At 70.4% G+C, this 25056-nt stretch carries 26 protein-coding genes; 10 read left to right on the plus strand and 16 right to left on the minus strand.

Annotated elements, in window-relative coordinates:
- Window positions 1-268 (plus strand): hypothetical protein (locus tag ACFZBU_RS46920; protein ID WP_391589982.1); only part of this gene is annotated, 268 nt, incomplete at its 5' end.
- 148 nt (window positions 269-416) lie between these two features.
- Here ACFZBU_RS46920 and ACFZBU_RS46925 read toward each other — a convergent pair.
- Window positions 417-716 carry an SHOCT domain-containing protein gene (locus tag ACFZBU_RS46925; RefSeq protein ID WP_391589983.1) on the minus strand — a complete coding sequence of 100 codons (300 nt, stop codon included), beginning with the start codon at window positions 714-716 and terminating at the stop codon, window positions 417-419.
- A 192-nt stretch (window positions 717-908) separates the two neighbouring features.
- Between ACFZBU_RS46925 and ACFZBU_RS46930 the strand changes: the two genes are divergently transcribed.
- The gene (locus tag ACFZBU_RS46930) at window positions 909-3269 is read left to right on the plus strand and encodes an arylsulfatase (protein ID WP_391589984.1); all 2361 of its coding nucleotides are present in this window, start codon (window positions 909-911) and stop codon (window positions 3267-3269) included.
- Between the two features lie 177 nt (window positions 3270-3446).
- Here the strand turns inward: ACFZBU_RS46930 and ACFZBU_RS46935 are convergent, their stop codons facing one another.
- The 4 genes from ACFZBU_RS46935 to ACFZBU_RS46950 all read right to left on the minus strand — a co-directional run bounded on the left by ACFZBU_RS46935 (window position 3447) and on the right by ACFZBU_RS46950 (window position 5566).
- On the minus strand, window positions 3447-3725 hold the full coding sequence (locus ACFZBU_RS46935; RefSeq protein WP_391589985.1) for an SHOCT domain-containing protein: 279 nt from the start codon (window positions 3723-3725) through the stop codon (window positions 3447-3449).
- Between the two features lie 41 nt (window positions 3726-3766).
- Window positions 3767-4210 (minus strand): DUF6325 family protein, encoded by a 444-nt coding sequence (locus tag ACFZBU_RS46940; RefSeq protein ID WP_391589986.1) that lies wholly within the window; start codon window positions 4208-4210, stop codon window positions 3767-3769.
- An 86-nt stretch (window positions 4211-4296) separates the two neighbouring features.
- Entirely contained in the window at window positions 4297-4692 is a 396-nt protein-coding gene (locus ACFZBU_RS46945) for an SHOCT domain-containing protein (RefSeq protein ID WP_391589987.1), read from the minus strand.
- Between the two features lie 646 nt (window positions 4693-5338).
- Window positions 5339-5566: a hypothetical protein gene (locus ACFZBU_RS46950; RefSeq protein WP_391589988.1), complete on the minus strand. Its 228-nt coding sequence runs from the start codon at window positions 5564-5566 to the stop codon at window positions 5339-5341.
- Between the two features lie 378 nt (window positions 5567-5944).
- Between ACFZBU_RS46950 and ACFZBU_RS46955 the strand changes: the two genes are divergently transcribed.
- Entirely contained in the window at window positions 5945-6739 is a 795-nt protein-coding gene (locus ACFZBU_RS46955; RefSeq protein WP_391589989.1) for a hypothetical protein, read from the plus strand.
- A 671-nt stretch (window positions 6740-7410) separates the two neighbouring features.
- On the opposite strand, the gene ACFZBU_RS46960 is transcribed toward ACFZBU_RS46955, so the two are convergent.
- The gene (locus ACFZBU_RS46960) at window positions 7411-8100 is read right to left on the minus strand and encodes a D-alanyl-D-alanine carboxypeptidase family protein (RefSeq protein ID WP_391589990.1); all 690 of its coding nucleotides are present in this window, start codon (window positions 8098-8100) and stop codon (window positions 7411-7413) included.
- Between the two features lie 647 nt (window positions 8101-8747).
- On the opposite strand from ACFZBU_RS46960, the gene ACFZBU_RS46965 reads away from it, so the two are divergent.
- Window positions 8748-9035: a hypothetical protein gene (locus ACFZBU_RS46965; RefSeq protein ID WP_391589991.1), complete on the plus strand. Its 288-nt coding sequence runs from the start codon at window positions 8748-8750 to the stop codon at window positions 9033-9035.
- Between the two features lie 162 nt (window positions 9036-9197).
- Window positions 9198-10049 carry an SAM-dependent methyltransferase gene (locus ACFZBU_RS46970; RefSeq protein WP_391589992.1) on the plus strand — a complete coding sequence of 284 codons (852 nt, stop codon included), beginning with the start codon at window positions 9198-9200 and terminating at the stop codon, window positions 10047-10049.
- Between the two features lie 190 nt (window positions 10050-10239).
- Here ACFZBU_RS46970 and ACFZBU_RS46975 read toward each other — a convergent pair whose 3' ends face one another.
- Both ACFZBU_RS46975 and ACFZBU_RS46980 read right to left on the minus strand, forming a co-directional pair.
- Entirely contained in the window at window positions 10240-11175 is a 936-nt protein-coding gene (locus ACFZBU_RS46975; protein ID WP_391589993.1) for an NADP-dependent oxidoreductase, read from the minus strand.
- Between the two features lie 79 nt (window positions 11176-11254).
- Window positions 11255-12187 carry a DODA-type extradiol aromatic ring-opening family dioxygenase gene (locus ACFZBU_RS46980; protein ID WP_391589994.1) on the minus strand — a complete coding sequence of 311 codons (933 nt, stop codon included), beginning with the start codon at window positions 12185-12187 and terminating at the stop codon, window positions 11255-11257.
- Between the two features lie 123 nt (window positions 12188-12310).
- Here ACFZBU_RS46980 and ACFZBU_RS46985 point away from each other — a divergent pair, with 123 nt between their 5' ends.
- Both ACFZBU_RS46985 and ACFZBU_RS46990 read left to right on the plus strand, forming a co-directional pair.
- A complete protein-coding gene (locus ACFZBU_RS46985; RefSeq protein WP_391589995.1) occupies window positions 12311-12784 on the plus strand; it encodes a MarR family winged helix-turn-helix transcriptional regulator in 474 nt (157 codons plus the stop codon).
- Between the two features lie 212 nt (window positions 12785-12996).
- Complete coding sequence (locus tag ACFZBU_RS46990; RefSeq protein ID WP_391589996.1) at window positions 12997-13920, plus strand: VOC family protein; 924 nt, start codon at window positions 12997-12999, stop codon at window positions 13918-13920.
- 88 nt (window positions 13921-14008) lie between these two features.
- On the opposite strand, the gene ACFZBU_RS46995 is transcribed toward ACFZBU_RS46990, so the two are convergent.
- On the minus strand, window positions 14009-14779 hold the full coding sequence (locus tag ACFZBU_RS46995) for a methyltransferase domain-containing protein (RefSeq protein WP_391589997.1): 771 nt from the start codon (window positions 14777-14779) through the stop codon (window positions 14009-14011).
- 28 nt (window positions 14780-14807) lie between these two features.
- Between ACFZBU_RS46995 and ACFZBU_RS47000 the strand changes: the two genes are divergently transcribed.
- A complete protein-coding gene (locus tag ACFZBU_RS47000) occupies window positions 14808-15260 on the plus strand; it encodes a MerR family transcriptional regulator (protein WP_391589998.1) in 453 nt (150 codons plus the stop codon).
- A 113-nt stretch (window positions 15261-15373) separates the two neighbouring features.
- Here the strand turns inward: ACFZBU_RS47000 and ACFZBU_RS47005 are convergent, their stop codons facing one another.
- The 3 genes from ACFZBU_RS47005 to ACFZBU_RS47015 form a co-directional block, all read right to left on the minus strand.
- Window positions 15374-15808, minus strand: coding sequence for a hypothetical protein (locus ACFZBU_RS47005; RefSeq protein ID WP_391589999.1), 435 nt, complete (start codon window positions 15806-15808; stop codon window positions 15374-15376).
- A gap of 99 nt (window positions 15809-15907) precedes the next feature.
- Window positions 15908-16588 (minus strand): hypothetical protein, encoded by a 681-nt coding sequence (locus tag ACFZBU_RS47010; protein ID WP_391590000.1) that lies wholly within the window; start codon window positions 16586-16588, stop codon window positions 15908-15910.
- 601 nt (window positions 16589-17189) lie between these two features.
- A complete protein-coding gene (locus ACFZBU_RS47015) occupies window positions 17190-17702 on the minus strand; it encodes a GNAT family N-acetyltransferase (RefSeq protein ID WP_391590001.1) in 513 nt (170 codons plus the stop codon).
- A gap of 302 nt (window positions 17703-18004) precedes the next feature.
- Here ACFZBU_RS47015 and ACFZBU_RS47020 point away from each other — a divergent pair, with 302 nt between their 5' ends.
- Window positions 18005-19063, plus strand: coding sequence for an ArsR family transcriptional regulator (locus ACFZBU_RS47020; RefSeq protein ID WP_391590002.1), 1059 nt, complete (start codon window positions 18005-18007; stop codon window positions 19061-19063).
- A 205-nt stretch (window positions 19064-19268) separates the two neighbouring features.
- Here ACFZBU_RS47020 and ACFZBU_RS47025 read toward each other — a convergent pair whose 3' ends face one another.
- Entirely contained in the window at window positions 19269-20501 is a 1233-nt protein-coding gene (locus ACFZBU_RS47025; protein WP_391590003.1) for a PP2C family protein-serine/threonine phosphatase, read from the minus strand.
- A 212-nt stretch (window positions 20502-20713) separates the two neighbouring features.
- On the opposite strand from ACFZBU_RS47025, the gene ACFZBU_RS47030 reads away from it, so the two are divergent.
- The gene (locus ACFZBU_RS47030; RefSeq protein ID WP_391590004.1) at window positions 20714-21157 is read left to right on the plus strand and encodes a MarR family winged helix-turn-helix transcriptional regulator; all 444 of its coding nucleotides are present in this window, start codon (window positions 20714-20716) and stop codon (window positions 21155-21157) included.
- A 464-nt stretch (window positions 21158-21621) separates the two neighbouring features.
- Here ACFZBU_RS47030 and ACFZBU_RS47035 read toward each other — a convergent pair whose 3' ends face one another.
- The 3 genes from ACFZBU_RS47035 to ACFZBU_RS47045 are packed head-to-tail and all read right to left on the minus strand — an operon-like array spanning window position 21622 to window position 24766.
- On the minus strand, window positions 21622-22035 hold the full coding sequence (locus ACFZBU_RS47035) for an STAS domain-containing protein (RefSeq protein WP_391590005.1): 414 nt from the start codon (window positions 22033-22035) through the stop codon (window positions 21622-21624).
- On the minus strand, window positions 22032-23117 hold the full coding sequence (locus ACFZBU_RS47040) for a B12-binding domain-containing protein (protein WP_391590006.1): 1086 nt from the start codon (window positions 23115-23117) through the stop codon (window positions 22032-22034). Before ACFZBU_RS47040 ends, ACFZBU_RS47035 begins: the two co-directional genes overlap by 4 nt.
- Window positions 23117-24766 carry a PP2C family protein-serine/threonine phosphatase gene (locus tag ACFZBU_RS47045; protein WP_391590007.1) on the minus strand — a complete coding sequence of 550 codons (1650 nt, stop codon included), beginning with the start codon at window positions 24764-24766 and terminating at the stop codon, window positions 23117-23119. The genes ACFZBU_RS47040 and ACFZBU_RS47045 overlap by 1 nt, the downstream gene beginning before the upstream one ends.
- Window positions 24767-25056: the final 290 nt, after the last annotated feature.

The raw sequence follows: 25056 nt of genomic DNA on the forward strand, positions 1-25056 counted from the left end.
GGTGCGCGCGAAGGGCCCCGGCGGGTTGGCGTCGGGGCACTACCTCCCACCCGCCCGCCCGCTGGGCTTCGCGATTCGTGCGCTGGATCCGCAGGTCGATGTGCGGATCCAGCGCACGAATCGCGAAACATCGACCTCACGGATCTCGCAGGTCACGCATCCGCCCGACCGCGCAGTTCCGAGAACGGAAGCGCGTGTCCGGCATGCCGACGGCTCCGAGTCGAGCATTGCCAACGATATGGTTGCACATCGAAGGGTGTGCACGTAAAGTCACTTAGTGACAGCGAGTCGCCGGCCGTCGGCGAGTCCACGCATGGCAGTGGGCGGGCCCGGCATCATCATGGTGCCGGGCCCCTCGTGACGGAGAATTCACGCGACCGAAAAGCCCTCGCGGCCGCAGCCCCCCGTGGCGACGCTCACGAGCCGAGGATTCGGGACTTCTGGGCCTGGAACTCGCTTTCGGTGAGTACGCCTTGGCTCTTGAGTTCGCCGAGTTCCCTGAGTTGGGCGAGTTTGCCGCTCATCTCGTCGTCCGACGACGGCTGGGCCGGCGCGGGGGCGGGCTGCTCCTTCGTGACGCAGACCGGATCAAGGATCCGGATGATGCCCCGGTCGACCGGATCGACCAGGGGGAGCCCTTCGCCGGTCGAGCATGCGTCGGGCCGCGTTTCCGCGAAGGTGCGCCGGGCGACGGCCTTCTCATCCGGACGGCGCACCCCGATCGCAGTGGGGACGGTGACGGCCTAACGTCGAGGAGGCCGGACCCGGCTCCGGCCGTCGGCCAGGGCCTCCCGCCCGCGCGTGCCCGATACGGATCCCACTTCGGTGGCAGGGCTCCGTGGTCGCGGCGGACCGCACAGCCGCACACACATCACCGTGCTCGCGCCGGTGGTGGGACGGAGACCGAGATGGCGCAGTCGTCGTGGAGCGAGTATCGGACGGGGCAGCGGTTCCCGGGGGTGATCGGGCGCACGACGGAGGAGTCCCGTCCGGCGTGGCCGCAACCGGTGCGGGCGGCGGCGGGCGCGCCGAACGTGTTGTTCATCGTGTTCGACGACACGGGGTTCGGGCAATTGGGCTGCTACGGCAGTCCGATCGAGACGCCGAATCTGGACGCGCTGGCCGCGGGCGGGCTGCTCTACAGCAACATGCACACCACCGCGCTGTGCTCGCCGTCGCGCTCGTGCATCATCACAGGCCGCAATCACCACGCCAACGGCATGGCGGCGATCACGGAATTGGCCACCGGGTATCCGGGCTACGACGGGCAGATCCCGTTCGAGAACGGATTCCTGTCGGAGATGCTGCTGCAGCAGGGCTACAACACGTACATGGTCGGCAAGTGGCATCTGATGCCCTCGGAGCAGGAGTCTGCGGCGGGCCCCTACGATCGTTGGCCGCTGGGGCGGGGCTTCGAGCGGTTCTACGGGTTCCTGGGAGGGGACACGAGCCAGTGGTATCCGGACCTGGTGTACGACAACCACCAGGTCGAGCCGCCGGCCACGCCGGAGGAGGGCTACCACCTGACGGAGGACCTCGTCGAGCGGGCGATGGCGTTCATCGCCGACGCGAAACAGGTCGCCCCGGACAAGCCGTTCTTTCTGAACCTGTGCCCGGGCGCCACCCACGCCCCGCACCATGTGCCGGCCGCGTGGGCGGACCGCTACCGGGGACGGTTCGACGACGGTTGGGACGCCTACCGCGAGCGGACCTTCGCCCGGCAGAAGGAACTCGGTGTGGTGCCCGCGGACGCGAAGCTGTCCCCGCACGATCCGGACGTGCCGGAGTGGGAGTCGTTGTCCCCGGACGCGCGGCGTCTGGCCGCGCGGATGATGGAGGTCTACGCCGGGTTCCTCTCCCACACCGATCACCACATCGGGCGGCTCGTGGACTTCCTGAAGGAGACCGGCGCGTTCGACAACACGCTGATCATGATGGTCTCCGACAACGGTGCGAGCGCCGAGGGCGGGGTCACCGGCACCACCAACGAGCTGCAGTTCTTCAACAACGCGCCCGAGACGCTGGAGGCGAGCCTGGCGCGGATCGAGGAGATCGGCAGTCCTGCCACGTTCAACCACTATCCGTGGGGTTGGACATGGGCGGGCAACACGCCGTTCCGGCGGTGGAAGCGGGAGACCTACCGAGGGGGTGTCAGCGACCCGTTCCTCGTCCACTGGCCCGACGGTATCCGGGCCCGCGGCGAGGTGCGCGACCAGTTCGCGCACATCATCGACATGGTGCCCACGGTCCTCGACGTGCTCGGGATCGAACCGCCCGCGACCATCCGAGGGGTCACCCAGTCACCGCTGCACGGGGTCAGCTTCGCGCACACCTTCGACGACGCCTCTGCGGCGAGCCGCCACCGCACCCAGTACTACGAGATGTTCGGGCATCGGGCGATCGACCACGACGGATGGCGGGCGGTCTGCCCCTGGCCCGGCCCCTCCTTCGCCGAGGCCGAGCGGCCGTTCGGTACTCCGATCACCATGGCGGACCTCGACGACCTCGACGCCCACCACTGGGAGCTGTACCACGTCGACGAGGACGTCGCCGAGACGCGGAACCTCGCCCGGGAGCACCGCGGCAAGCTGATCGAGATGATCGCCCTGTGGTACGTGGAGGCCGGCAGGTACAACGTGCTGCCGATCGACGGCAGCGCCCTGGAACGGTTGATGACCCGGCGCCCACAGATCACCGAGGACCGGACCAGCTACACGTTTCGTCCCGGTACCCAGACCCTGCCCGCCGCGGTCGCGCCCCGCGTCCTCAACCGCCCGCACAGCGTCGTCGCCGACGTCGAGATCCCGCCCGGCGGTGCCCAGGGCGTCCTGCTCTGCCAGGGCACCAACTCCGGCGGCTGGTCCCTCTACGTCAAGGACGGCCGGCTGCACTACGCCCACAACTACCTCCAGCGGGCCCTGCACCACGTGGTCTCCGGCGAGAACGTGCCCGAGGGGCGACACGCGCTGCGTTTCGAATTCGAGCCCACCGGCCTCCCGGACATGGCCCAGGGCAAGGGCGCACCCGGCCGGGCGCAGCTGTACATCGACGGCCGTCTGGTCGGCTGGAGCGACATGCCGGTGACCACCCCGATCGCGTTCAATCCGGGTGGCATGGCCTGCGGCCTCAACCCCGGTTCTGCCGTCACCCCCGACTACCGGGCGCCGTTCCGCTTCACCGGCACCCTGCACAGCGTCACCGTCGACTTGTCCGGCGACCTCATCGTCGACGCCGAGAGCGAGATGCGCATGCACATGGCCCGCCAGTAGGCGGGCCGCCCCCGTGGATCCGCCGGTCGTCGGCGGGCCCATGCGTGGCAGGGGGCGGGCCCGGCATCACCTGGTGCCGGGCCCCTTGCCCTTGCCACCCAGCCGGGCCCCTTGCCCTTGCCACCCAAAAGACCCCGCGACCGGAGAGGTCTCGCGGCCGAAGTCCCGTGACGGTGCTCACGAGCCGAGGATTCGGGACTTCTGGGCCTGGAACTCGCTTTCGGTGAGTACGCCTTGGCTCTTGAGTTCGCCGAGTTCCCTGAGTTGGGCGAGTTTGCCGCTCATCTCGTCGTCCGACGACGGCTGGGCCGGCGCGGGGGCGGGCTCGGCCGCGGCCGGTGGTGCGTCCTGCTCCGCCCAGCGGCCCGCCTGTCGCCGGGAGACCCGGTTGGAGACCGCGGTGGCGGTCCCGGCGACCACGGCGGTGCGGGCGATACCGCGCAATAGACCAGGCATGGTGTTTCTCCTTGACTCACGCAATTCGGTCGGGAGCGAACTCAGGCGTTGGACTCGGCAGCCTCCAGCGACGCCAGGACGTCCTCGACCGGGATGCGTCCGTTGGCGACGAGCCGGCCCCCGCCGCGCCGCAGGGCGGCGGCCAACGGGCCGGCCCACGCGTTCTCGTAGACCAGGACACCCGCGGAGCTGCCGGGTTCGAGGACCCCGCTCACCTCGTCGATCTCGTCCTCGCCGAGCAGACCCGAGGAGACGCCCTCGAAAACGGTGAGGTCGAGCTCGCTGTCGCCGGTCAGGTCGGTGAGTTCGACGCCGCGGATCGACCCGTCCTGTTCCTTCATGACGAAGACCAGATCCAGGATCCGGATGATGCCGCGGTCGACCAGATCGACCAGGAGGGGGAGCCCTTCGCCGGTCATCCGACTTCCGGGGAACTCCACCACCAGGTAGTCGATCGGTCCGGGCTCGTACGGTGCGTCGCTCATGTCAACTCCTGTACTCGGGCCACCGGCGGCGCATCCGCCGGCGTCTGCCCGTACCCGAGAGTGCTGCGTGTTCACGCCGGGTCGGGTCACGCGAGCAGCTTGCGCTTGGCCACTTCGAACTCTTCGGCGGAGATGTCGCCGTTGCTCTTGAGCTGCGCCAGCCTGGAGAGCTCCTCGACGCCGGTGGCCTGCCTGTTGGTGCCTGCGGCTTCACGGACGTACGCCTGGAAGGCCTCGTTCTGTTGCTTGGCCTGGGCGGCGTCACGCCTGCCCATGCCGCTGCCGCGGGCGATCACGTAGACGAACACACCCAGGAACGGCAGGGCGATCACGAAGACCATCCATCCGGTCTTGGCCCAGCCGCCGAGGCTGTCGTCACGCAGCAGATCCGTGATGATCCGGAACAGCAGGAAGAACCACAGGATCCACAGGAACAGCCACAACATGGTGAGGAAGGCGTTGAGGAGCGGATAGTCGTCCACGAGGATGGCTCCTGTCGTGCGTGGCGCCGACCGGCGGTCCATGGACGGGCTCGACAACACAGCCCTGGTGACACGCGGCCCGCGCGCTCTTGACCCCTTCTCCCAGTCGAACCCCGCCCACCCCGGCCCGCAACCGGTGGGGGAGGCACCGCTTCCCCCGCCCGAGCCGAACGGCCCCGATCACCGGACGCCCGTGCCCTGTCCGGTCTGCGAGAAGGCCTGGGACTTCCCTCGGTCCCGTGGCTGCTCTGACGCGGTCGACCGAGGGGGCAACCGTCGAGTGGGTGGGCGGTGCTGCCGAGTCACGCCCCCGGGGCGCGTGATCGTGGCGGTGTCGGAGCGGTGCGGCGCCGAAGTTCGACGGTGATGCGCATACGTGCCTCACCGGGCACCGCCTGCCGACTGCCCCTGCCGTCTGCCGGCAGACTCGGCGTCTGGTCCCGGGGTGTTCCGCTCCGGTGCCCTCCGCACGGATGCGGTCACGTGTGGCGTCCGGCGGCCGGGTGGCAACTGGCCGGTCGATTCGGTGAACCTGCTCAGTGCCTCGTGCGCCACCTGGGAAGCGATCCTTGCAACGGTCCGGTCGGCGACGATGATCGCACCGCGCTCCCGCGAGGATGGCCCGGACGCAGATCGGCTTCACCCGTCACCGCAGCCCGTCTCCTCGACCCCGTCGCCGGTCATCGCGGGTCCCCTCCTGCCGGTCCCGGCGGCGGACGAAGTCGCCCAGTTCGAGGTCACCTTCCATGAACCGCCCGAGCGCGAGGCCGACGACGCCCAGCCCCAGCACCAGCAGGAAAGCCCAGAAGCCACCGAAATACGCGGCGAAACCCAGCGCCATTCCGACCATCAAGCCCACCACAGCCCTGCTCATCACGCGCTCCTTCACTCAAGCGAGCTGCTCCGCCCCGGCCGGCGGATGCGCTGCCGCTCTTCCCCTTCGTCCTCCTCGTCGGGCAGCTTCACGTCGCTGACCAGGATGTTGACTTCCACGGCCGCGAGAACCGGGCGCACCGCCAGGCTCTGCGCCGGGGTTCTCAGTCATCGGGACATTCCTCTCTCACAGAAGCCCAATTTGCAACCTTTATTAAGAGTACAGACTATTTATGGTGTTTTGACGGGCATGTGGACTGTGAGGCGGAGTGCTCCAACGAGTGGCCCGAGCGTCCCTGCCCGGGCCCCTCGCGGACACTCCGGGCGCAACGCGGCACGGCGAGAACCGCAGCCATGGAAGAAAAGGGGGTGGGGGTCGGTGAGAACCGAGACGTGGACGCAGGCAGTACGGCACCAGCTCGACCTGGGCCGGCTGCTCCCGCTCGGCGGGCCCGACGACGGGACATGGATTACCGAGCAAGCGGCCGGCCGGGCCTTGGGGCGCGCTGCCACCGAGGTTCCCGGTGTTTGGCTGCAGTCGCTGCGCATCGGGCCGGCACCACTCGAGCCCGTCTCCGAGCCGGCCGTCCGTCCGCCGGTCAGCGCGCTACCGCCCGGCCCGCTCCGGATCGAGGCCGCGTTCGCAGCATCCCTCCGGCAGCCACTGCCTCACACCGCCGACCAGTTGAGGAACACACTGCTCAAGGCGGCCACCGAACGGCTCGGCCTGTCCACCGTGACAGCCGACTTGCGCGTCACCGATCTCCATGAGGGCCCGGAGACAGGCGGGAATTCTCAGACCGTACCGAGGGCCCCGCAGAAAGCCGCAGCGGCGCGGGGCTTGCCCCCTGCGACAAAAACAGGATCCATGCGGGGGCTCGCCGGAGAGCTGGCCGACGTCGCGGCGGCCGTTCCGGGCGTCGCCCACCTCACCACCCTGCTGGGAAGCCGCCCGGTCAAGGTGGAGCAACATGACGATCCACCCGGCCGGCACATCGAAGTTCGGCTCGCGGTCGCCCCCGGATACCTTCCGGTGGAAGTCGCCCGCGCCGTCCGGGCAGCGGTGGCCGGCTCGGCCACCGGTGGCACCCCGGGCCCGGTCACCACTGCCGTCCTCATCACGGAAACCGCGGCCCAGCCAGACGTCAACGGCGGCTTGACGCGCTGGGCCTGATGCCGATCGCGCTTCTCCAGCCTCACCCGCGGCGGCCCGAACACGCGGACACCAGCCTCGGTGTCGCCGTTGCCGTTTTCCAGGTGGGATCCGGCTCCTCCGAGCGAGGTTGTCCGGCTTGGAGTCCTGCTGGTGGGCGGCCGGAGGTTCGCGATCGAACTCGCGGTGGGCCGCCGAATCCGAAACCAGGGCGACACCGATGTCCTGCTGCTGCGGCGTGACCAGCTCGTGGTCCAGCAGGCTCTGTCGGGCCGGCCATGGTGGGCCGCCGATCCGCCCGGGCAGCCTGCGTCCGTGGGAGCCCGACGAGGTCCCGTCGCCGGAGGTTCACGACATCTGGCGCCGACCCGGGCCCGACGGTCCCTGGTACATCCGGAACATGATCGACGAGTCTCGGGGTCGGGAATGGGTATCACGGCGTGATCCCCGGGTGCACGGACCGATCAGTACGCTCGGCGTCGCGCGTTTGCGCACGGTGGCGGGGCATGATGGGGCGACGGCGGTGGCGGTATGCCCCGAGGGAAGCCCCAACTCCCCGTTCCGCAAGGCCCGTTCGCGGCAGGCGTGGCAGATGGGTCCGTCCGGCCGGTTCCCGGATTCGGCTGCCCGGCGGCCGCTGCGTGCGAGGTGCGTATGTGGGTCTGTGCCACCGCTGGTACTGCTCGCGGCTGTCACTCCCACGGGCCCGCCTTGCGTGTTGGGCAGCCCTTTGTGTATGACGCCTTGTATTCGTAATGCCACGCTTCGTTGTCGTATGGGCGGCACCAGCCGTACGCGGAGCCCTTGCGGTCGAGCCAGGTCTGCGCGGCGCGCGGCGCGATGTCGATCGCCAGGCCGTGTACGTGCAGCGACATCTCCGGGGGCAACACCCGCCGCATCGCCGCCTGGCGCGAACCCTTCGCCTTCAACTCCTCCTCCCACAGCTCTTGTTGGTGCGTCCACGAACGTTTGCCCGAGGTGAGGGAGAGGGTGATGCCCTCCTTCGCCATGTCCGCCTTGATGCGGTTGTACGCGGTGTACGCGGGTCGCGTCAGTGCGCTCGGGTCGGTCGGCGCGTCCACGTCGTTCTTCGGCGGTCCGGACGCAGAGGCCGAGGCGGAGGCCGAAGCGGATTCGGCGATCGGGGTGGCGGTATCGGCCTTCCCGCCGTCGCCGCCGAGCAGTTCGACCCCGATGGCGCCCGTCGCGCCGAGCGCCAGCAGACCGCCCAGTACCCACGCGACCCTCACCCCCCGCCGGCGGCCGGTCGGCTCGCGCGCCGGCGCCGCGGGAGGCGTGGCGGGCTGCGCCGGTATGGTGATCGTGTGGGCGTCGGGCGGCACGACGTACGGCTCCGGCTGCGGTGATGTGGTGTGGTCCATGCCTTCACTGAAGACGAAGGACCGTTGCGGGGGCGTATCCCGTTTTCGATACGGCCGCGATACGCGTAGTCCCCGGCATCCCCGAACCGGCACAGGCCGACTGTGCGACGGTATCGCCGATGGTCACCTCACCCGCCACCCGGCCGAGCCCGCCCCCGGGTCGGCCGACAGCGCGTCACCTGCCGGGCTCGACACCTTCGTCGGGAATCGGTGGCCGGTGAACGTGACCGCGATCCGCAGCCCCTGCATTCCCGGTGTGGCGGAGGACACGACGCAGGGCATCCTCGACATCTTCATCCTCCGGGAGCCGGCCACGACCGGAACAAGTGCATGGTGGTCGTTACCCACTCCCAGCGGCTCGCCGCATGGTCCGACCGTACTCTGACCCTGACCCTGACCCTGTGCAAGGGCAAGGTCGGCGCTGCTTCGCGCCGAGGCCGATGTACGAGGGCGAGCCGTCGGGGTACGGGTCCGCGTTGCTTCGGCAAGGCCTTGCCGGGCACGGATCACGTGGCACGATCCGGCGTGCGGGCTCGGGCGACGCGCGGATCGGTGGGATCGGTCGGCTCGGTGGGATCGCTCGGATCAGGGTCGCCGTGGTGGTCGGTACGTTGAGTACGGCCTCCATGTGTTGAGATCATTCGTCCATGAGCAGCGACCTGGAAGTGAGTGCTCTCGCGATCAATGTCACGATCCCGCAGGCGCTCCGCTGGACGGACACTCGTCGCGGTGAAGCGTTCACGCTGACCACACTCAACGTCCGGCTTCTCCCGGACGGTCACCTCGCCGTGAAGGCCTACGGCCGGCCGGTCGGCGGCGGTCGGGGCGCGTATGTCTCCTTCCCTGTCCCCGACAAGCCCGAACTGGCGGCCCTGGTCGCCGGCGCTGCCGGCCGTGCCGGGGAGTTGTGGGCCGCTCATCGGGGTCTCGGCTGAGCTCGGTTCGACTCGAAAGGCGGACGGACCCGCCCTCGGCCTCGGATCGCGGGACCGCACCGCGTCGAGGATGTGGACTCGGTCAAGCGTCGGTTAGGCTGTGCCCGCGTGTTCATATCGTGTGACGCGCAGTCAATTGCCGGTTATCCGTGGGGGATTCGCATGACAGAGCGCTCGATCGACGCGCAGGACGATGCCCGGGATCGGGCGAAGGACAACCCGCCGGGCGGGTTCGATATCGGCGTTCCCAGCGTGGCACGAATGTACGACTACTATCTCGGCGGCAAGGACAACTACCGAGCCGACCGCGAGGCCTCCGAGGAGTTGTCCAAAGCGGCGCCGGGCACGCGCGCGCTCGCGATCAACAACCGGCGTTTCCTCCAGCGCGCGGTCCGGGTGCTGGCGAGCGAGTACGGCGTGCGGCAGTTCCTCGACCACGGATCGGGCCTGCCCACCCAGGACAACGTGCACCAGATAGCGCAGCGCATCGATCCGGCGTCGCGCGTCGTCTACATCGATCACGACCCGATCGTGTTGGCGCACGGGCGCGCGATTCTCGCGGACAACGACCGAACGACCGTGATCACCGCGGACTTTCGGGACACCGACGCGATCATGAACAACGCCGACGTGACCAAGCTGATCGACTTCACCGAGCCGACGGCGGCGCTGTTCGTCTCGGTCCTGCACTGCCTGCCGGACAGCGACGAACCGGCGGCTCTGGTCGAACGCGTCATGGACCGGCTCGCCCCGGGCAGCTTCGTCGTCATCTCGCACCTGGTCTCGGCGGACTCCGAAGTACGCAAGCGGCTCAGCGACTTCATGCTCACCGCCACCCAGGGCAACTGGGGCCGCGTCCGCGAGGCGGCGGACGTCGAGACGTACTTCAGCGGCCTGGAACTGCTCGCCCCCGGCCTCGTCGAGGTCTCCACCTGGCGCCCGGACGCGACGCCCGGGCCGACCCAGGAGACCGCCGAATGGATCGAGTTCGGCGGCGTCGCCCGCAAGCTCTGATCGCGCCCGTACCGACACCGGTCGGCCGCCGCATGCCGGGCCGACCGGTCCCGCCCGGGCCGTTGCCTCCGAGGCGCCCGAGTCCGCGCTACGCGCGTTCCTCGATCGGGCCGCCCCCGGCGGTCCGCGTGAACACCCGGACTCCCGTCGGCGACGAGGACCAACGGCGGGCGGTCCGGGCAGGGTGGGATCAGGGAACGAGCACGACCGTCTTGCCGGGCAGCCGGCCGGCGCCGGCTTCCTCGTGCATGGCGGACAGCTCGGCCACCGGGCGGCGGGCGGCGACGTGGATCCGGAGCTTGCCGGCATCCACCTTGGCGACCAGCTCGGTCAGCTGGGCTCCGTCGCTGCGGACCCACAGGCTCGCGCTGCGCACCCCGCGCGCGGGGTCCTCGGGAATCGGGCCGGCGGTGCTGGCGGCGATCCCGCTGTCGGCGACGTAGTGGGTCAGTTGCGCGAGTTCCTCCGGGGAGACGCGCACGTGGTTGACCACGACCTGGAACGGACCGCCCACGGCGGCCGGGCCCGCGGCGAGGTCGAGGGGGCCGACGACCCGGTCGGCGCCGTAGCCGCGAAGGCGGTCGGCGTGCTGCGGCGCGTCCACCGCGGTCACGTGCGCTCCCGCGTCGACGGCGAGTTGCACCACGAGGCTGCCCACCGCGCCCCCGGCCCCGTTGACCAGGACCGTCCGACCGGGCTTCAACTCGGCGAGTTCGAACGCCGTCTGCCAGGCCGCCAGGCCGGTCAGCGGCAGCGCCGCGGCGTCGATCAGCTCGATGGTCCGGGGCGCCGGGGCCAGGGATTCGGCCGGGGCGAGCACGTACTCGGCGGCGGCGCCGGCGGTGTCGAGGGGCAGCATCGCCACGACCCGGTCGCCCACCTCCAGGCCCGTCACGTCCGCGCCGAGTTCGGCGACGGTGCCCGCCAGGTCGATCCCCGGCACGTACGGGAGAGCGATCGGGATCATCTCGGCCAGGACGCCGGCGCGGATGTGGTCGTCGACGGGGTTGAACGAGGTGGCCGCCACCCGCACCAGCACCTGGCCGGCACCGGGGACCGGACGGTCGACGTCCTCGTAGCGCAGGACCTCGGTGCCGCCGAACTCGTGGAAACGTATTGCCTTCATGGGATTTTCCTCCAGGGTGTGTCGGTGTCGTCGCCGACGGACGAGGCGATCGGGGGGAAGGTGAAGCACGTCGAGGTGCTCAGGTCAGCTGTACCGACCGGGTGGAGTTGCCCATCACCATGCGGTCGATGGCACTCACGGCGCTGCCGGGGTCGTCGGCGGCGCCGACGGTGAGCAGCAGCGGGACGAAGTGTTCGGCCGTCGGATGGGCGACCGCGGCGCCGGGTGCCTTGACGCGGTAGTCGGCGAGGGCGTCGGCGTCGCCCCGGGCGAGGGCGTCGACGGCCCATTCGTCGAAGGCCGTGGTGTCGGCGGCGAGTTCCGGCCGGCGGAAGACGGCGAAGCTGTGCGTCATGAAGCCCGACCCGAGCACGAGGACGCCTTCCTCGCGCAACGGCCGCAGGCGGGCCCCGAGCCCGAGCAGGGCGCCGGGATCGAGGCTGGGCATGGACAGCTGCACGACCGGGACGTCGGCCGCGGGATACATGGCCATGAGCGGGATGAAGGCGCCGTGGTCGAGGCCGCGGCCGGCGAACTCGTGCACCGGTGTCCGGCCCAGCAGGCCCGTGAGCCGCCGAGCCAGGTCGCCGGCGTCCGGAGTCGGGTAGGGGAGGGTCTTGTAGCGGGGGTGGAAGCCGCTGAAGTCATAGTGGAGCGGGGTGCCGGCCGCGGTTCCGGAGATCGCGACCGGTGCTCGTTCCCAGTGCGCCGAGACGACGACGACGGCCCGGGGCTTGGGCATCGACCGGGCCCAGTCGAAGAGGTCGGCGAGCCACTGCGGATCGTCCAGGGTGAACGGCGCGCCGTGGCTGACGAAGAGGCTGGGCAGGGGCCCGTCGGAGGGACTCCACACCCGTTGCTGGCGTGCTTGCGGCAGGACCCGGGCAAGGAGGTCGTCGTATGCCGCGGCCGGTGTGTGCGACGGGACGTGGGAGGTCAAGCCGTTCGGGGAGGTCAAGCCGTTCGGGAAGGCCGGGCCGTTCGGTGCGGCCAGGCTGCTCGTGGTGGGCATCGAAATCAGCTCCTTCACTTGCCTGGGCAAGTACGGTCACTTGCCCAGGCAAGTGAAAACCTAGCCCCTGAAGGCTTGCCCAGGCAAGTGATGTCGGTTTCCCGGGCAAGTATGATGGGGCTCATGGACACCCAGTCACCCTGGCTCGACGACGACCAGCAGGACCTGTGGCAGGCGCTGCTCACGGTCGTCATCGCCCTCCCGGCGGCCCTCGACCGACAACTGCAGCGAGACGCAGGCATCTCCAACTTCGAGTACGGGGTCCTGGCCCGGCTGTCCATGGCGGACGAGGCCACGATGCGGCTCAGCGACCTGGCCCGGGTCTGCGACAGCACCCAACCCCGCCTGTCGAAGGCGATGGACCGCTTCGAAGCCCGCGACTGGGTCACCCGCCGACCCGACCCCGGCGACGGTCGATACACCCTCGCCACCCTGACCGACGCCGGCCGGCAGAAGCTCGTGCAGAGCGCACCGGAGCACGTCGCACAGGTGAAGCGGCTCGTGTTCGACCCGCTCACCGCCGCGCAGCGCCGTCACCTCGGGATCGCACTCACCCGCATCGCCGCCACCGTGCGCCGCGAACTCGAAGGAGGCTGAGCGCCGTTCCGGGCAGCCGTTTCCGTCGGCTTCGCGATGGCGGTGACATGGCGCACGGCGCAGAGATCAGCGCCCGAGCAACGAAGACGCTCTCACCGTCGAAGGTGACGGCAGGGCCTTCGTGGGACGATCCCCCGGTGCACCGGCCCGCCATCCGATCACCCCGACTCTCCGGCCATCCCGCCGGACCGTGCCCCCGCAGAGGAACCGTCATGGCCCTGCACCGCCTGATCTCCGTCACCATCGGCGTCCCCGCCGTCGCGCGAACGGCCGAGTACTACACCGAGTTCGGTCTGTGCCCCGACACCGACGGCTGGTTCACCACCCGCGACGCGGGCCGCCAACTGCGGATCGTCCCCGCCGCCTCGCGCCGCCTGGTCGAAATACGCGTCGGAGTCGACACCCCCGACGACCTGGCCGCCGCCTCCGCGCGCCTGGAGCGCCTGGGCGCAGCCGGTGAAATGGCCGGCGCGACGCTGACCGCGTACGACCGGCCCACCGGTGTGCGCGCCGTCGTGGAGGTCGCACCCAGGCTCGGTCAGGACCCGGCGCCGCCCACCCCGTACAACGGCCCCGGGCGCGTGGAGCGTGCGGGCCGGGCGCCCGGCGTCCTGCGCACCGGCCCGGTACGGCCGCGCAAGCTCGGGCACGTGGTCCTCGGCAGCCCCGACCTCGACGTCTCCACCGCCTTCTTCACCGACGGGCTCGGATTCAAGACCAGCGACATCATCAAGGGCGCCGGCGCGTTCCTGCGCTGTTCGACCGACCACCACAACCTGCTCGTGCTCGCGGCCCCCGTCCCCTACCTGCACCACACCTCGTGGCAGGTCGACGACATCGACGAGGTCGGCCGAGGCGCCGCCGCGATGCTCGAGGACCACCCGGAACGCCACGTGTGGGGTCTGGGCCGCCATCACGCCGGCTCGAACTTCTTCTGGTACCTCAAGGACCCCGCGGGCAACTTCAGCGAGTACTACTCCGATCTCGACTGCATCCCCGAGGACAGCCTGTGGACGCCCGAGGTCCTCGAAGGTGCCAAGGGCCTGTTCAACTGGGGCCCGCCGCCCCCGCCGTCCTTCCTCGCCCCCGAGGATCTCGCCGCGCTGATGACCGGCGCCCACACCGAGTCGAGGTAGAACACGGCGCGGTGGACAGCGGGCGATCGGCGGGGCGCCAGGTCATGGACGCGGGGCCGCGGCTCGGGCTCGATCGGGTGGCCCCACCTCACCGTGGTGCGGTCGCCGTCGCCAGGAACATCGGCATGGCCAGGAAGAGGCGGTCGGCCTCGGCCCGCGCACGCTGCTCGGCGATCCAGCCGTCCGTCCGCTCGCGCGTGACGGCGCCGGTGGAGCAGGCTCCCTCGGCCAGTCCGGTGAGCAAGGGCAACAGGGTCGGCCCCGTGAAAACGCCCGTGTGCACCTCGACCGTCACGTCGCCGAACCAGGCGTCCAGCAGCAGGTTGCGGTACCGACGAGCAGCACGAGGGCTGGTGGTCATCTCGGCGCGGGCGTGCACGATGGTGCGGGTGAGGGCCGGATCGTCGGAGTCGATCACGAAGGTGTCCCAGTCCTGGCCGAACAGCACGATGCGCCCGCCGGGCGTGAGAACCCTGCGGGCCTCGGCCAGTGCCCGCTCCGGCTCGGTCAGTTCATGGAACACCTTGTCGGCGCGGTAGCCGTCCATCGAGGCGTCCGGCAGCGGGAGTTCGTACGCTCCTGCGATCCGGAAGTCCGCTTCGGGCCACCGGCCGCGGGCGACCGCGATCATGCGCTCGTTCGGGTCCACTCCGACGGCCCGCACGTCCCGCTCGGCCAGTTCCGCCACGGCTCGTCCGGCGCCGCAGCCCACGTCCACGACGGATTTTCCGGGTCCGGCGCCGAGCAAGTCGTAGGAGAGGGAGCGCAGTTCCTTTGCGCCCGGCAGGCGATCGGCGGCGTCGAGCCGGGCGATGAGGTGGTCCGTCGGCGGGGGTGTCTGTTCCGTTTCCCTGGTCATGAGCATCAGGTTGGGACTTAATGTCGGGATGAAGTCAAGCGAATCCAAGACGCTCGTCGGCGGTGAGCGTGGCCTGATGAGCATCGGCGCCCTTGCCGAACGCTTCGGTCTGGCCACACACGTCCTGCGTCACTGGGAGGCGATGGGGCTGCTGGCCCCCGCCCGCGACGCCGCCGGCCGCCGCCGCTACCGCACTGCCGACCTCACCCGTGTCGCCGTCATCCTGCGAGGCAAGGAGGCAGGGCTCTCCCTCGACACCATCCGCGCGCTGGTCGCCACCGCCGATGCCGGGCAGCGACGGAACATCCTGTGCGAAGAGGCCGATGCGCTCCGCTCTCGTATCGCGGCTGCGCAGGCATCACTCGAACTCGTCGAATGTGCCCTCGACTGCGCTCAGGAGGACTTCACCCGGTGCGCCCATTTCCGGCAGGTGGTGCGGGATCGGGTCGGCACGGAGGCGGTCGTGCACACTCCCCTCTGAGGCCCGTCCGACCTACGCCCGGTGCCAGGCGGACCAGTGGCCGCCGGTGCTACGCGTCTTGACCCATTGCTCGACGTCTTCCACGCGCGGTCCCGCCCTGCGTGTGTCGCGGATCAGGGCGCGGGGATGGAGTGGCCGGTCGCGGTGGCCGCGGTGTCGACGAGTTCGAGGAGGGTGCCGGTGAACTCGGGCAGCAGGCGCACCGCGACCACCCACGCGTCGGCGTGGTCGAGTCGGGTACGGACGCGGCGGATCAGCTCGCGGGCCGCGGGGGAGCGGAGGAAACCGGGCGTCCGTGCCGCGTGTTCCGTCGCGACATCCGCCGTCAGCGCGGTCTCGCGCGCGAGCGTGTCGCGGGCGAGAGCCGCGTGGGCCTCGGGGCCGGCGCTCGCCGGCAGGCGCCGGACGAGCTCCGGCGGCAGATGCGGTGCCCGGGCGAGGGCGTCCAGGAGCGGCTCGCGCAACCGCGCCGCGAGGTCCGGCACCCAAGCCGGATCACACAGCGTCAAGGCGACGGCCGCCCCGGCACTCCCATCGGACAGGTTCACGCGCACCATCGTCCGCCACGCCCCAGCCCGTGAGAATCGACGTGGACACGACGGCCGAGGCGCCCGGCGGAACCGACGCCCGGCCGATGAGTACCCGTCCTAGCCCTGGCCCAACACCAGTCGCTGGGCGGGGCGTACCGGTCGGCCGAAGTGGGCGCAGCGCTCCTCGAAACCCGGAGGGAGCCACGCGCCGCCCAGCAGCCGTGGGTGGGCCGGAAACGCCGCGAGGGCCGCCAGCGCGAACATCAGGGATGCCCACGGGGTGTTGACGCGCACGCACATGTAGCCCTTGCCGTACATGTCGTGGTAGCGGGCCTCGAAGACGCCGGGCTCGGGCAGGTCGATCTGGTCGAGACCGGTGAAGCCGAGGCTCAGCGGGTTGCGCGGATGCGCGAGGTACGCGGACATCTGCGTGATGGTCAGTTCGCCGCCGCCGTCGTGCACCCAGCGCGGGACGGTGTCCTGCTGCGCACGCTTGCGGCGCGCCGCGTTGCCCAAAGCGTTCAGGGCCAGCGCGCCCACCACGAACCCCGGCTTCCCGATCGCGGCCACGCCGGTGCTGCGGTAACTGCCGTTGCCCACCGCGCGCAGTCGGAAATGCTCCCCCGCTCCGGTCGCGAGTACGCGCTCACCCGGCTCGATCCGGGCCGTGCTCGCGACGAGCGGGCGGCGGTCCGCCTGGCCGGTGACGACATCGGCCACGATGTCGCAGGTGTGCCAGAGGTATTCGTCGTACTGCGTCCACCCGTCGGCCGAGTGGGAGTCCGTTCGATTCCGCACGCTTGTCCCCTTGCCCGGCGAGCCCCGTGCCACGCCGCAACTCCGAGTCTAAGACCGCGTCCCGCGTGGTGGTTCCTGGCAGCGTCGGTCCTGGCGGATCGGTGCGACGGCGAGGGTTAGGGGCCGGGCAGAGGTCGAATGTCGGCCTGTCCTCCACGACTTGGGCTCCGGTGGTGTCGGTGGTCGGGTGACATGGCTCGTGTCGGTGGTTGTTTCGGGCGCTCACGGCCCTCGGGTGCCGGCAACGCCCTTCACGGAAGCGCATACCCGATCCGGGCCAAGTCCTCGGCGAGTTCGCCCACGCTCGCCTCCGGGTTGAGCGACGAGACGAGGGCCTGTGACAGGGGGCGCAGGGCATAGACGTGGCGTACGACCTCGAGGTCGACGGCGACCTCGTAGTAGTCGGCGGCGAACCGCCGGTATGCCTCGGGCCGGCCGTCGGCCAGAACATCGAACAGCTGCTCGGCGCCGTCCGCGTCCCCTCCGTCTCGCGAGAAGACGATCTCGCGTTTCCCGCGTTCCCCGAACGCACGCCTGTGAACGCACCCCGTGTTCTCGCGATGGCCGTCGGAGTCCTCCGCACTTGCCGGGGGAGTGAAGGTCAGTGGCTCGTCGGATGTCTCGCGACGGGCTTGATGTAGCGGTGGCAGGGGACGAGGACGGAGCCCGTGACGCTGTCCGCCGGATAGTCGAACAAGCCTTCGTCGGTCCAGCCGTTGCGTGCGTAGAATCTGCGGGCCCGGGTGTTGCCGCCCACGACGGCCAACCAGGCCCGATCATGGCCGCCGGCGCCGACGAGGCGCTCGGCTTCCGCGAGCAGTAAGTCCCCCACCCCGATGCCGCGGCGCTCTTTCGACACGTAGATCTGTTCCACCTCGTCGTCGATCACCGTTACGAAACCCGCCACCGCTTGATCGGTGTCGACGACGACCGTGGCGTTGATACGTTCGAGCGCCCGTGTCCTGAACGACGTCGCGCCGCGTACGGCGACGAGAGTATCGGGAACGTGCCCCAGATGGCTTTCACGCCACCCTCGTTGCCAGATCTCCGCGATCGTTCCCACATCGTCCGGATTTGCGGGCCGAAGCATCAAGAACCCCCTGTCAAGCGTCATCGTTCGAACATCCGGCGAGTCCGGCGAGTCCGGCGAGCATCCGGCCGCCGGCGCCTTGCGGCCTCATTGAGGTCATGCCGATTTCGACCGCCTCCGTCAGACGCGGGTGACTTCTTCCAGGTGGCCGAGGGCTCGGCTGCCCGTCCCGGCTGTGCGGTCACCCTCGGGACAATCCTGGCAGCGGAGCACTCGCGGACCGAAACCCTTTCGGCCGTCGCCGAAACGCCTGTCGCAAAACCGCCTTGGCGCGGTCCGAGGCATCCGGAGAAGATGACCTTCACGCCACCTCAGAAGGACATCTCGTGCTGCGCATCACGTTCACGTCGGAAGACCTGGTCAGGACTCGGATCGCCGCGACGTGGGGCCCGCTCGGCGAGACGTTCTTCTCCCTGACGACCCTGCAACAGCCCCAGGGGGAAGCTCTGTTCGGTGCTTGGCGTCAGAGGGTCCAGGCCGAGTCGGCCGCTCGAACGCATCCGGCTTCGGCTCTCTTCCACGAGGCCTTCATGGATCTGTTCACCGTGACGGGAGCGTCAACCTCGATAGAGGAAGGCCTCGAGGCTGTGCGCGCGGCCCGAGCGGACCACCTGCACGCCGAACTCGCCGGAGCGGCCCACGCCCGCGTCCGCTACTCGCGTTGCACGGGACCGTGGGCGGGTACCGCATGGGGAGACATTGCGCACCACCGCGCGGACCGCGAGGAACTGGTGGCCTATCTCCAGGACTCTCACCGCGCTGCCGTAGCCCCTTATTGGCCGCGCATCCTGTCACGCTTACAGGCCGAGCAGGCCGGTCATGCCCGCACACTCGCGGAGCACGGAGTGGAAGCGATGCTCGCGGGGCTGCCGCCCGGATTCCGCTGGCAGGCCCCGACTCTGGAGATCGGCCGAGGAGCACTCACCGGTACCGTCGAACTGGCCGGCCGAGGTCTGTTGCTGGTTCCCTCCGCCTTCTGCCAGACCAGGCCCATCACCTACACCAGCCCCACGGACGATCAGGCGCCCGTCCTGCTGTTCATACCCGTCATCCGCAACGTCACCGACGCCGCCGGCCTGCTGACGACACCGGAAAGTGGACTGGACAAAGCGCTGTCCGCCCTCCTGGGCCGCACGCGCGCCCGCACCCTCGACGCCATCGGCGACGGCCCCTGCACCACCGGACAACTGGCCGAGCGAATCTGCGCATCCCCGCCCAGCGCCAGCGAGCACGCCACCATCCTCCGCCAGGCCGGCCTCGTCACCACCACCCGGCACGGCAACGCCGTACTACACACGCTCACTCCCCTCGGGAACGCGCTCCTCAACGGCCACCACTTCCAGGGGCCGATCCCGAAACCACCGCACGGACGTGCCACCGCATAGCCGGACGTCAAACTGAAGGCCCCACGTCCTCCGGACGCCTTGGGTTCCGGCCTTTACGCCGAGCGAGGGTGGCATCCCGCTCGCCCCCGCCGGCAATGGTTCCGCCGATTGCGGATCCGATGGAAGTCCGCGACCACATCCGCACGGCATCCGTCGGACGGCGAAGCGCTCCCGGCCCGCGAGGAGGTCGCGCCGCGTCGTGTCGTTAGCGCGGATCGTGAGGTGGCGCGGGGAAGGTGGGGAGACGGCCGGGGGGCTCGGTCGGTGGGTGGTCGGTGGCAGGTCTGCCGTACCAGTCCAGGCAGACGACCAGGGCGTCGTCGTCGGGGACGGGCCGTCCGCGGTGGCTGGTGAGTTCGCGCAGGACCGCGCGCGGCATCTCGGCGGGCGGCAACAGCCGGGTGGCGTTGATCGCCCGGGCCAACGCGCGGTCGCCGTAGGCTTCGCCGGCCGGTGAGGCGACCGCGTGGACGCCGTCGCTGACGAACACGAGACGGTCGCCGGGCCTGACGTAAAACTCCTGCGCCGTGTAGTCGGTCTCCTCGAACATGCCCAGGGGCAGTTGCGCGTCGAAGTCGACCGGTGCCACGGCCCCGTCGCGCAGGAGCAGCAGGCGCGGGGAGCCGGCGTCGACCACCTGGACCCGTCCGGTGGCCAGTTCGAAGTCCAGCAGCAGGACCGACAGGTAGGCGTCGCCGCGGTGCCGGGCGAAGACGGCCTGATCGGCCAGGGCGGCCTGGTCGGCGATGGGGATGCCGGCGCGCCGGGCGTTGCGCAGGGCGTTGATCGTGAGGTTGCTGAGCAGGGCGGCGTCGATGCCCTCGCCCATGCCGTTGGTCACCGTCAGGACGAGGTGGTCGGCGGTGGCGGACCAGTCGAAGTTGTCGCCGTGCACGGCGTAGGCGGGTTCGAGTTGGGCGCCGATGGCGTACTCGTCGCGGCTGCAGGCTCGTCCCGGCAGGAGTTGCCACTGCATCTCGGCCGCCAGGGTCAGGCGATCCTTGCGCCGGGCCCGGAGGTAGACGTCCGTGTCGCGCTCGGCGACGATCACCGCGTGGGCGAGCATCTCGGCGATGTCGGCGAGCTCGGCCACGATCGTCGGCGGGCAGGCGTCGGTGGGCAGGGCGACGGTGAGTACACCGAGGCGGTCGCCACGTACGGTCACCGGGAGGTGGACGACGGTGGCGTCTTCCTGAGCGTCGTGTACGGGCTCCTGCGCGCCGAAGGCTCGGCCCTGGGGGCTGTTGTCGACGGAGAGGGGTTCGGTGGCGTGCGGGAGCGCGGACACCGATTGCAGGACGGTCAGGCTGTAGTCGGCCATCAGCAGGTCGACGGATTCTGCCCGATAGTGCCTCGTCAGCACGCTTCGGATGGCGTCCGGCAGCCCATGCGGAGGTGCGGCGCGCAGCGCGCGCTCGGCTTCCTCGGATGCGTTCACGGTATGTCTTCAGCCGTTCTCTGCGGGGTGCGGCGGTGGCACCCTCGTGCGTGTCCGTGGAACGGCCCGGGCCGCCTGTCGGATCAACCGCTTTTTCAGCGTCTATTGTGGTCACGGCGCGGCCGTGGGGCCGGGGCCGTTTCGGGCGTCAGAGTAAGGCGGTGAGCGGGGTTAGCTCCTCTCGATACGACCATTCGGACGAGACCGCGCGCGTGGCGACCGCAGCGGCCGAGTTGCTCGAAATGCTGCTGGGGCGGGCGTCCACCGCACCCGTTTCCACCTCACAGCTGCGCGCGCTGTTTCTGCTCGAGCAGCACGAGGGGATCAACCTGCGCACGTTGGCCGACGGCCTGCGGTCGACGCCCTCCTCGACGAGTCGCCTGTGTGACCGCCTGCAGGCGGTGGGTTTCGTCGAGCGCCTGCCCAGCGCCAGCAGTCGTCGCGAACTGCAATTGCGGCTGAGCCGGCGGGGCTGCGCCTTCCTGGCGGATCTGCGGGCCCGCCGTGAGCGGGAGCTGGCGGTCGTCACCGCGCGCATGTCGGGCGAATCCCGGGCGATGCTGCTCAAGGGGCTCGAATCCCTGCAAAACGCCGCCATTCCGGTTCTGGACGAGATGCCGGACGCCTCGCTCGCCCCGCACGCGCAGACCGCTTGAGGGGACCGGACGCCACGTGCAGGCGGCACGGTGCGCCCGCTTCATCGTGTGCCGGGAGCGCCGAGCACGTCGACTACGTCCGGCGGATGCGTCGCGACCGGACGCCGGCCGATGCCGATGTCCCATGGCGACTCCTTTCGTCGGACGAGCGGCGACACCCGACCGCAGGCGAGCGGACCGAGCAACGCGACCAATGTCGTTGTCTTCGACGCCGGTTGCCCTGCCCCGCCGTCCGAAGCGAAGCGTATCGAATGATTGACCGATGACAAATGTTGCGGGTGGACATGTGTCACGGGCTCGGTCCGCGTGAGCCCGGGCGCGCTCCTCGGGGACGACCTCGTGACGCGACCCGGACAACGCGCGGGCGCGTGCGACGGGCGGGCGCCGCGCGGGTGGGCAGGGTCCGTCGCGCGGCCCGCCGCGTGGACGCGAGGCGCCGGCCGGCCGCCGTCGGGCGCCGGCCCTCAGGGAACGGGGGCGGATTCGGCGTCGCCGCCCGCGTCCGCTGCGGCCCGACCGCCGGCGTCGGTGTGCCCGGTGAGGTACCCGTCGACGCCGGTGATCTCGAGCAAGCGGGTCAGGTGGACGGGTTGCCGGTGCAGGTGCACGGTGACTCCGGCGGAATGTGTGCGGCGACCCACGCCGATCAGAGCGGACAGTCCGCCGGAGTCGATGGCGGTCAGGCCTTCCCAATCCAGGTGCACATGACGCAGGGCCGGCCCGTGCTGCTCCGCGTGTGCGTCCAGCGCCGAATTCACCGTGTGGGTGAACGCATCGATGGAGTCGTAGTCGAGGTCTCCCCGGATGGCCAGGTGCAGCGAGTGGGCGTCGTCGGCCTGGACGCGGACGGAGAGCTCGACCGGCACGTACGAGGTCATGCGGTGAGTCCCGGACCGGAGTGGGCGGGGGCCATGGGCAGGGTGTCGGCGGCGATGTCGAGAAAAGTGCGGGCGCGGGGGAAGTCGTGCAGTTGCCCGGCCAGGACGTCCAACCCCATGCGCAAGCCGGCGACGGGCACGTGACGGGCGGCGAGGATGTCCGCGGTCCACGTGACGAACGAGGTGAACAGCGCGACGTCGTCGACGTAGAGGGCCGTGGCGAGGAAGTCCACGATGTGGGCGAGGTCTTCGGCGGTTCGTTCGCGCTGGGCGGCGCTGTACGAAGGCATGGCGGGCAGACGCTCGTCCAGGCCGGCCAGACACTGCCGCACCAGGGTGGTGCGGCGGGTCTTGACGAGGGTGTACTCCTGGTCGCCGAGGTGGGGCAGGTCGTCGATCTGATGCCGCTGAACCGCCCGATGGCTGGTGAGACCCCGGGCCAAGAGGTCGGCGGCGCGTCGCGCGTCGGGGGCCCAGGCGTCGGCCCGCAGCAGACGGGCGTAGCGGCCGTCGACTCCGAAGGCGGCGCCGCCGACCATGACCGGGATACCGAGTGACTGCACGGCGGTCACCGCCTGGTGCGCCGTGGGCAGGTGGGTGGGCAACGAGGCCGACAGCAGCACGGCGGCCGGGTTGGTCTGGTGCACGTGTGCGATCAGGTGCGGGGTGGGGGTATGGGCGCCGAGGAAGTCCACCCGCCAGCCGCGCCGAGTGAGCACCTCGGCCAGCAGCCGGGCGGGCAGGGAGTGCCATTCGCCGTCGACGCAGGCCACCGTGATCCGCCCCCGACTCCGCGGGAGGGGCGGGGCGGGTCGGTGGTGGGCGAGGGCGGCGATGACCCGGTCGGTGATCGCGGTGGCCGCGTGTTCCTCGGCCACACTGATCCGGTCGGCGGCCCATTCCACCCCGATGCGGTGCTGCACGCCGGCCACGACGTCCAGCAACAACGACTCACGATCGGCTCCCGCATCGGCCGCCGCGGCGACCAGCCGCATCGCGGCCGGCTCGTCCCTGCCGATCACCGCCGCCCACAGTCGCTCCGAAAGCTCCGGGGCCGTGTCGTGGTTCGTGGCGTCGGTCATCACGGTTCCTCGCGTTGCAGGTGGGAGTCCCCGTGCCCGCCCACGACATCGAGCGCGTCGTGGCCGTCCGTCGGGCTGGTGATCGCCAGGGTGGCCATGTCGTCGTGACGGCCGCCGCCCAGCCACTGCGCCGCCAGCATCTGTACGCGTTCCACCACCGCCTCCGCCGGCATCCGCGCGCACTCGCGCAGGGCCTCTTGCAGTCTCGCCTCACCGTAGAGCTGGTTGCCCAGTGGCCCGCCGCGGGCCTCGGTGATGCCGTCCGTGTAGAGCAGGCACGTTTCCCCCGGCGCCAGAACCACATCCACGCTCCGCGCCCGGACCTCGGGCAGAGCCCCGATGAGGGTGCCGCCGGTGGCGGCTTCCTCCACCCGCCCGCCGGCCCGGACGATCAGCGGCGGGAGATGTCCGGCGCTCGTCAGCCGCAGCCGCACCTGCCCCGCACTGCGTCGAACGGAGGCCAGCACCAGGGTTGCGAACCGGGTGTGGTGGGAGTTGATCAGGGCGTCGTTGAGGAGGGCAAGGACCTGCTGGTGATCACCGGACAGCGGCAACAGCGCGTGCAGCACGCTGCGGATCTTGCCCGTCAGCACGGCGGCCTCCAGGCCTTTGCCCGCCACGTCCCCCAGCACGACGAACGTCTCCCCGGAGGGATCCACCCCGGGATGGACGTCGTAGAAGTCACCGCCGACACGCTCGTGGTCCTGTGCGGCCCGGTAGACACCGGCGTACTCCACGCCGTGCACCCGCTCCAGCCGCGGCGGCAACAATTCCCGCAGAAGTGTGGCCGTGATCGACGCCTGCTCCGCATACAGCCGCGCCGCCGACAGGGCGGTGCCCGCGCGTGCGGCGAAGAGCCGCGCGAAGACTTCCTCACCGTCCGTGAACGCCCGTTGTGTACTGGGACGCATCAGGATCAGCACTCCGGCGGGAACCCCGTGCCCGGGCAACGGGGTGACGATCACCGACCCGATCACACCGGCGAAGCCCGGTGGCACCACCCAGTCGGGGACCTCGCCCGGGTCGATCCACCGCGTCGGTACCGGCGGAAATCCTTGCAACGCCTCCGCCAGCCCGGGAAGCGTTCCCGTGTCGATTGACATCACTGCCTTCGTGACCTCGCCGCCGACCTGCGCATACGTCAGCGCATGACGGCGACCCTGGCCCGGGGCGATGATGACCGCCGCATCCGCGAGGTGATCCGCAGCCATCCGCGCGGTCACCTCCGCGCAGCGCTCCACGTTCAGCGACGACAACAACGCACTGGAGATCTCCGCCAGCAACGCGGCGCGCTCACGTTCACCGCGCAACGCCCGCTCGGCCAGACGCAGATCGGTATCCTCCACCAGCCACCACACCACATCCCCGCCCTCGCCCGGCGAAGGATGCGCTTCGAACGTACGGCCGGCGACCGCGCCCGAGACGGCCTCCCGAGGCGCCCCGACCGACGGCAGGCGATGGTGCGCCTCTGCGAGCCAGTGCGGCAGGCCGCCTGCCGCCAGACTCTCACCGGCCTCTGCGGCGTGCGCGAACAGGCAGTGCGCGACTTCATTCGTTTCGACGATGTCCCCGGCCCGGTCGGCGACGAGGACGGGATAGGGAGCGTTACTCCACGCGGTGCCGACGCGAACGCCACCATCGCGCGGAATGTCGGGGGTACCCGAAGAACGGATCACAAGCCGGGGAACGCATCGCGCGCACCCCACCACCTCTCTGTCGTTCGACAACAGTTGTCTTCCTGCAACCGTGTCGCATGCGCCGGCCGTATGCAACACCCGGCTCACAATCCGACAATTGACCCATTACGTCACATGAGGACCATTTCGTCGCGCGCGACGCCTCCACTCGACCGCCGCTTCCCGAGCGCGGCGGGACATGCCTGGGGCGGATGGCGCCACACCCGGACGGTCGACCGCCTTCTCGCCGGGGCGTCGCGAAG

This window comes from Embleya sp. NPDC008237 (genome assembly GCF_042956465.1).
Classification (GTDB): domain Bacteria; phylum Actinomycetota; class Actinomycetes; order Streptomycetales; family Streptomycetaceae; genus Embleya.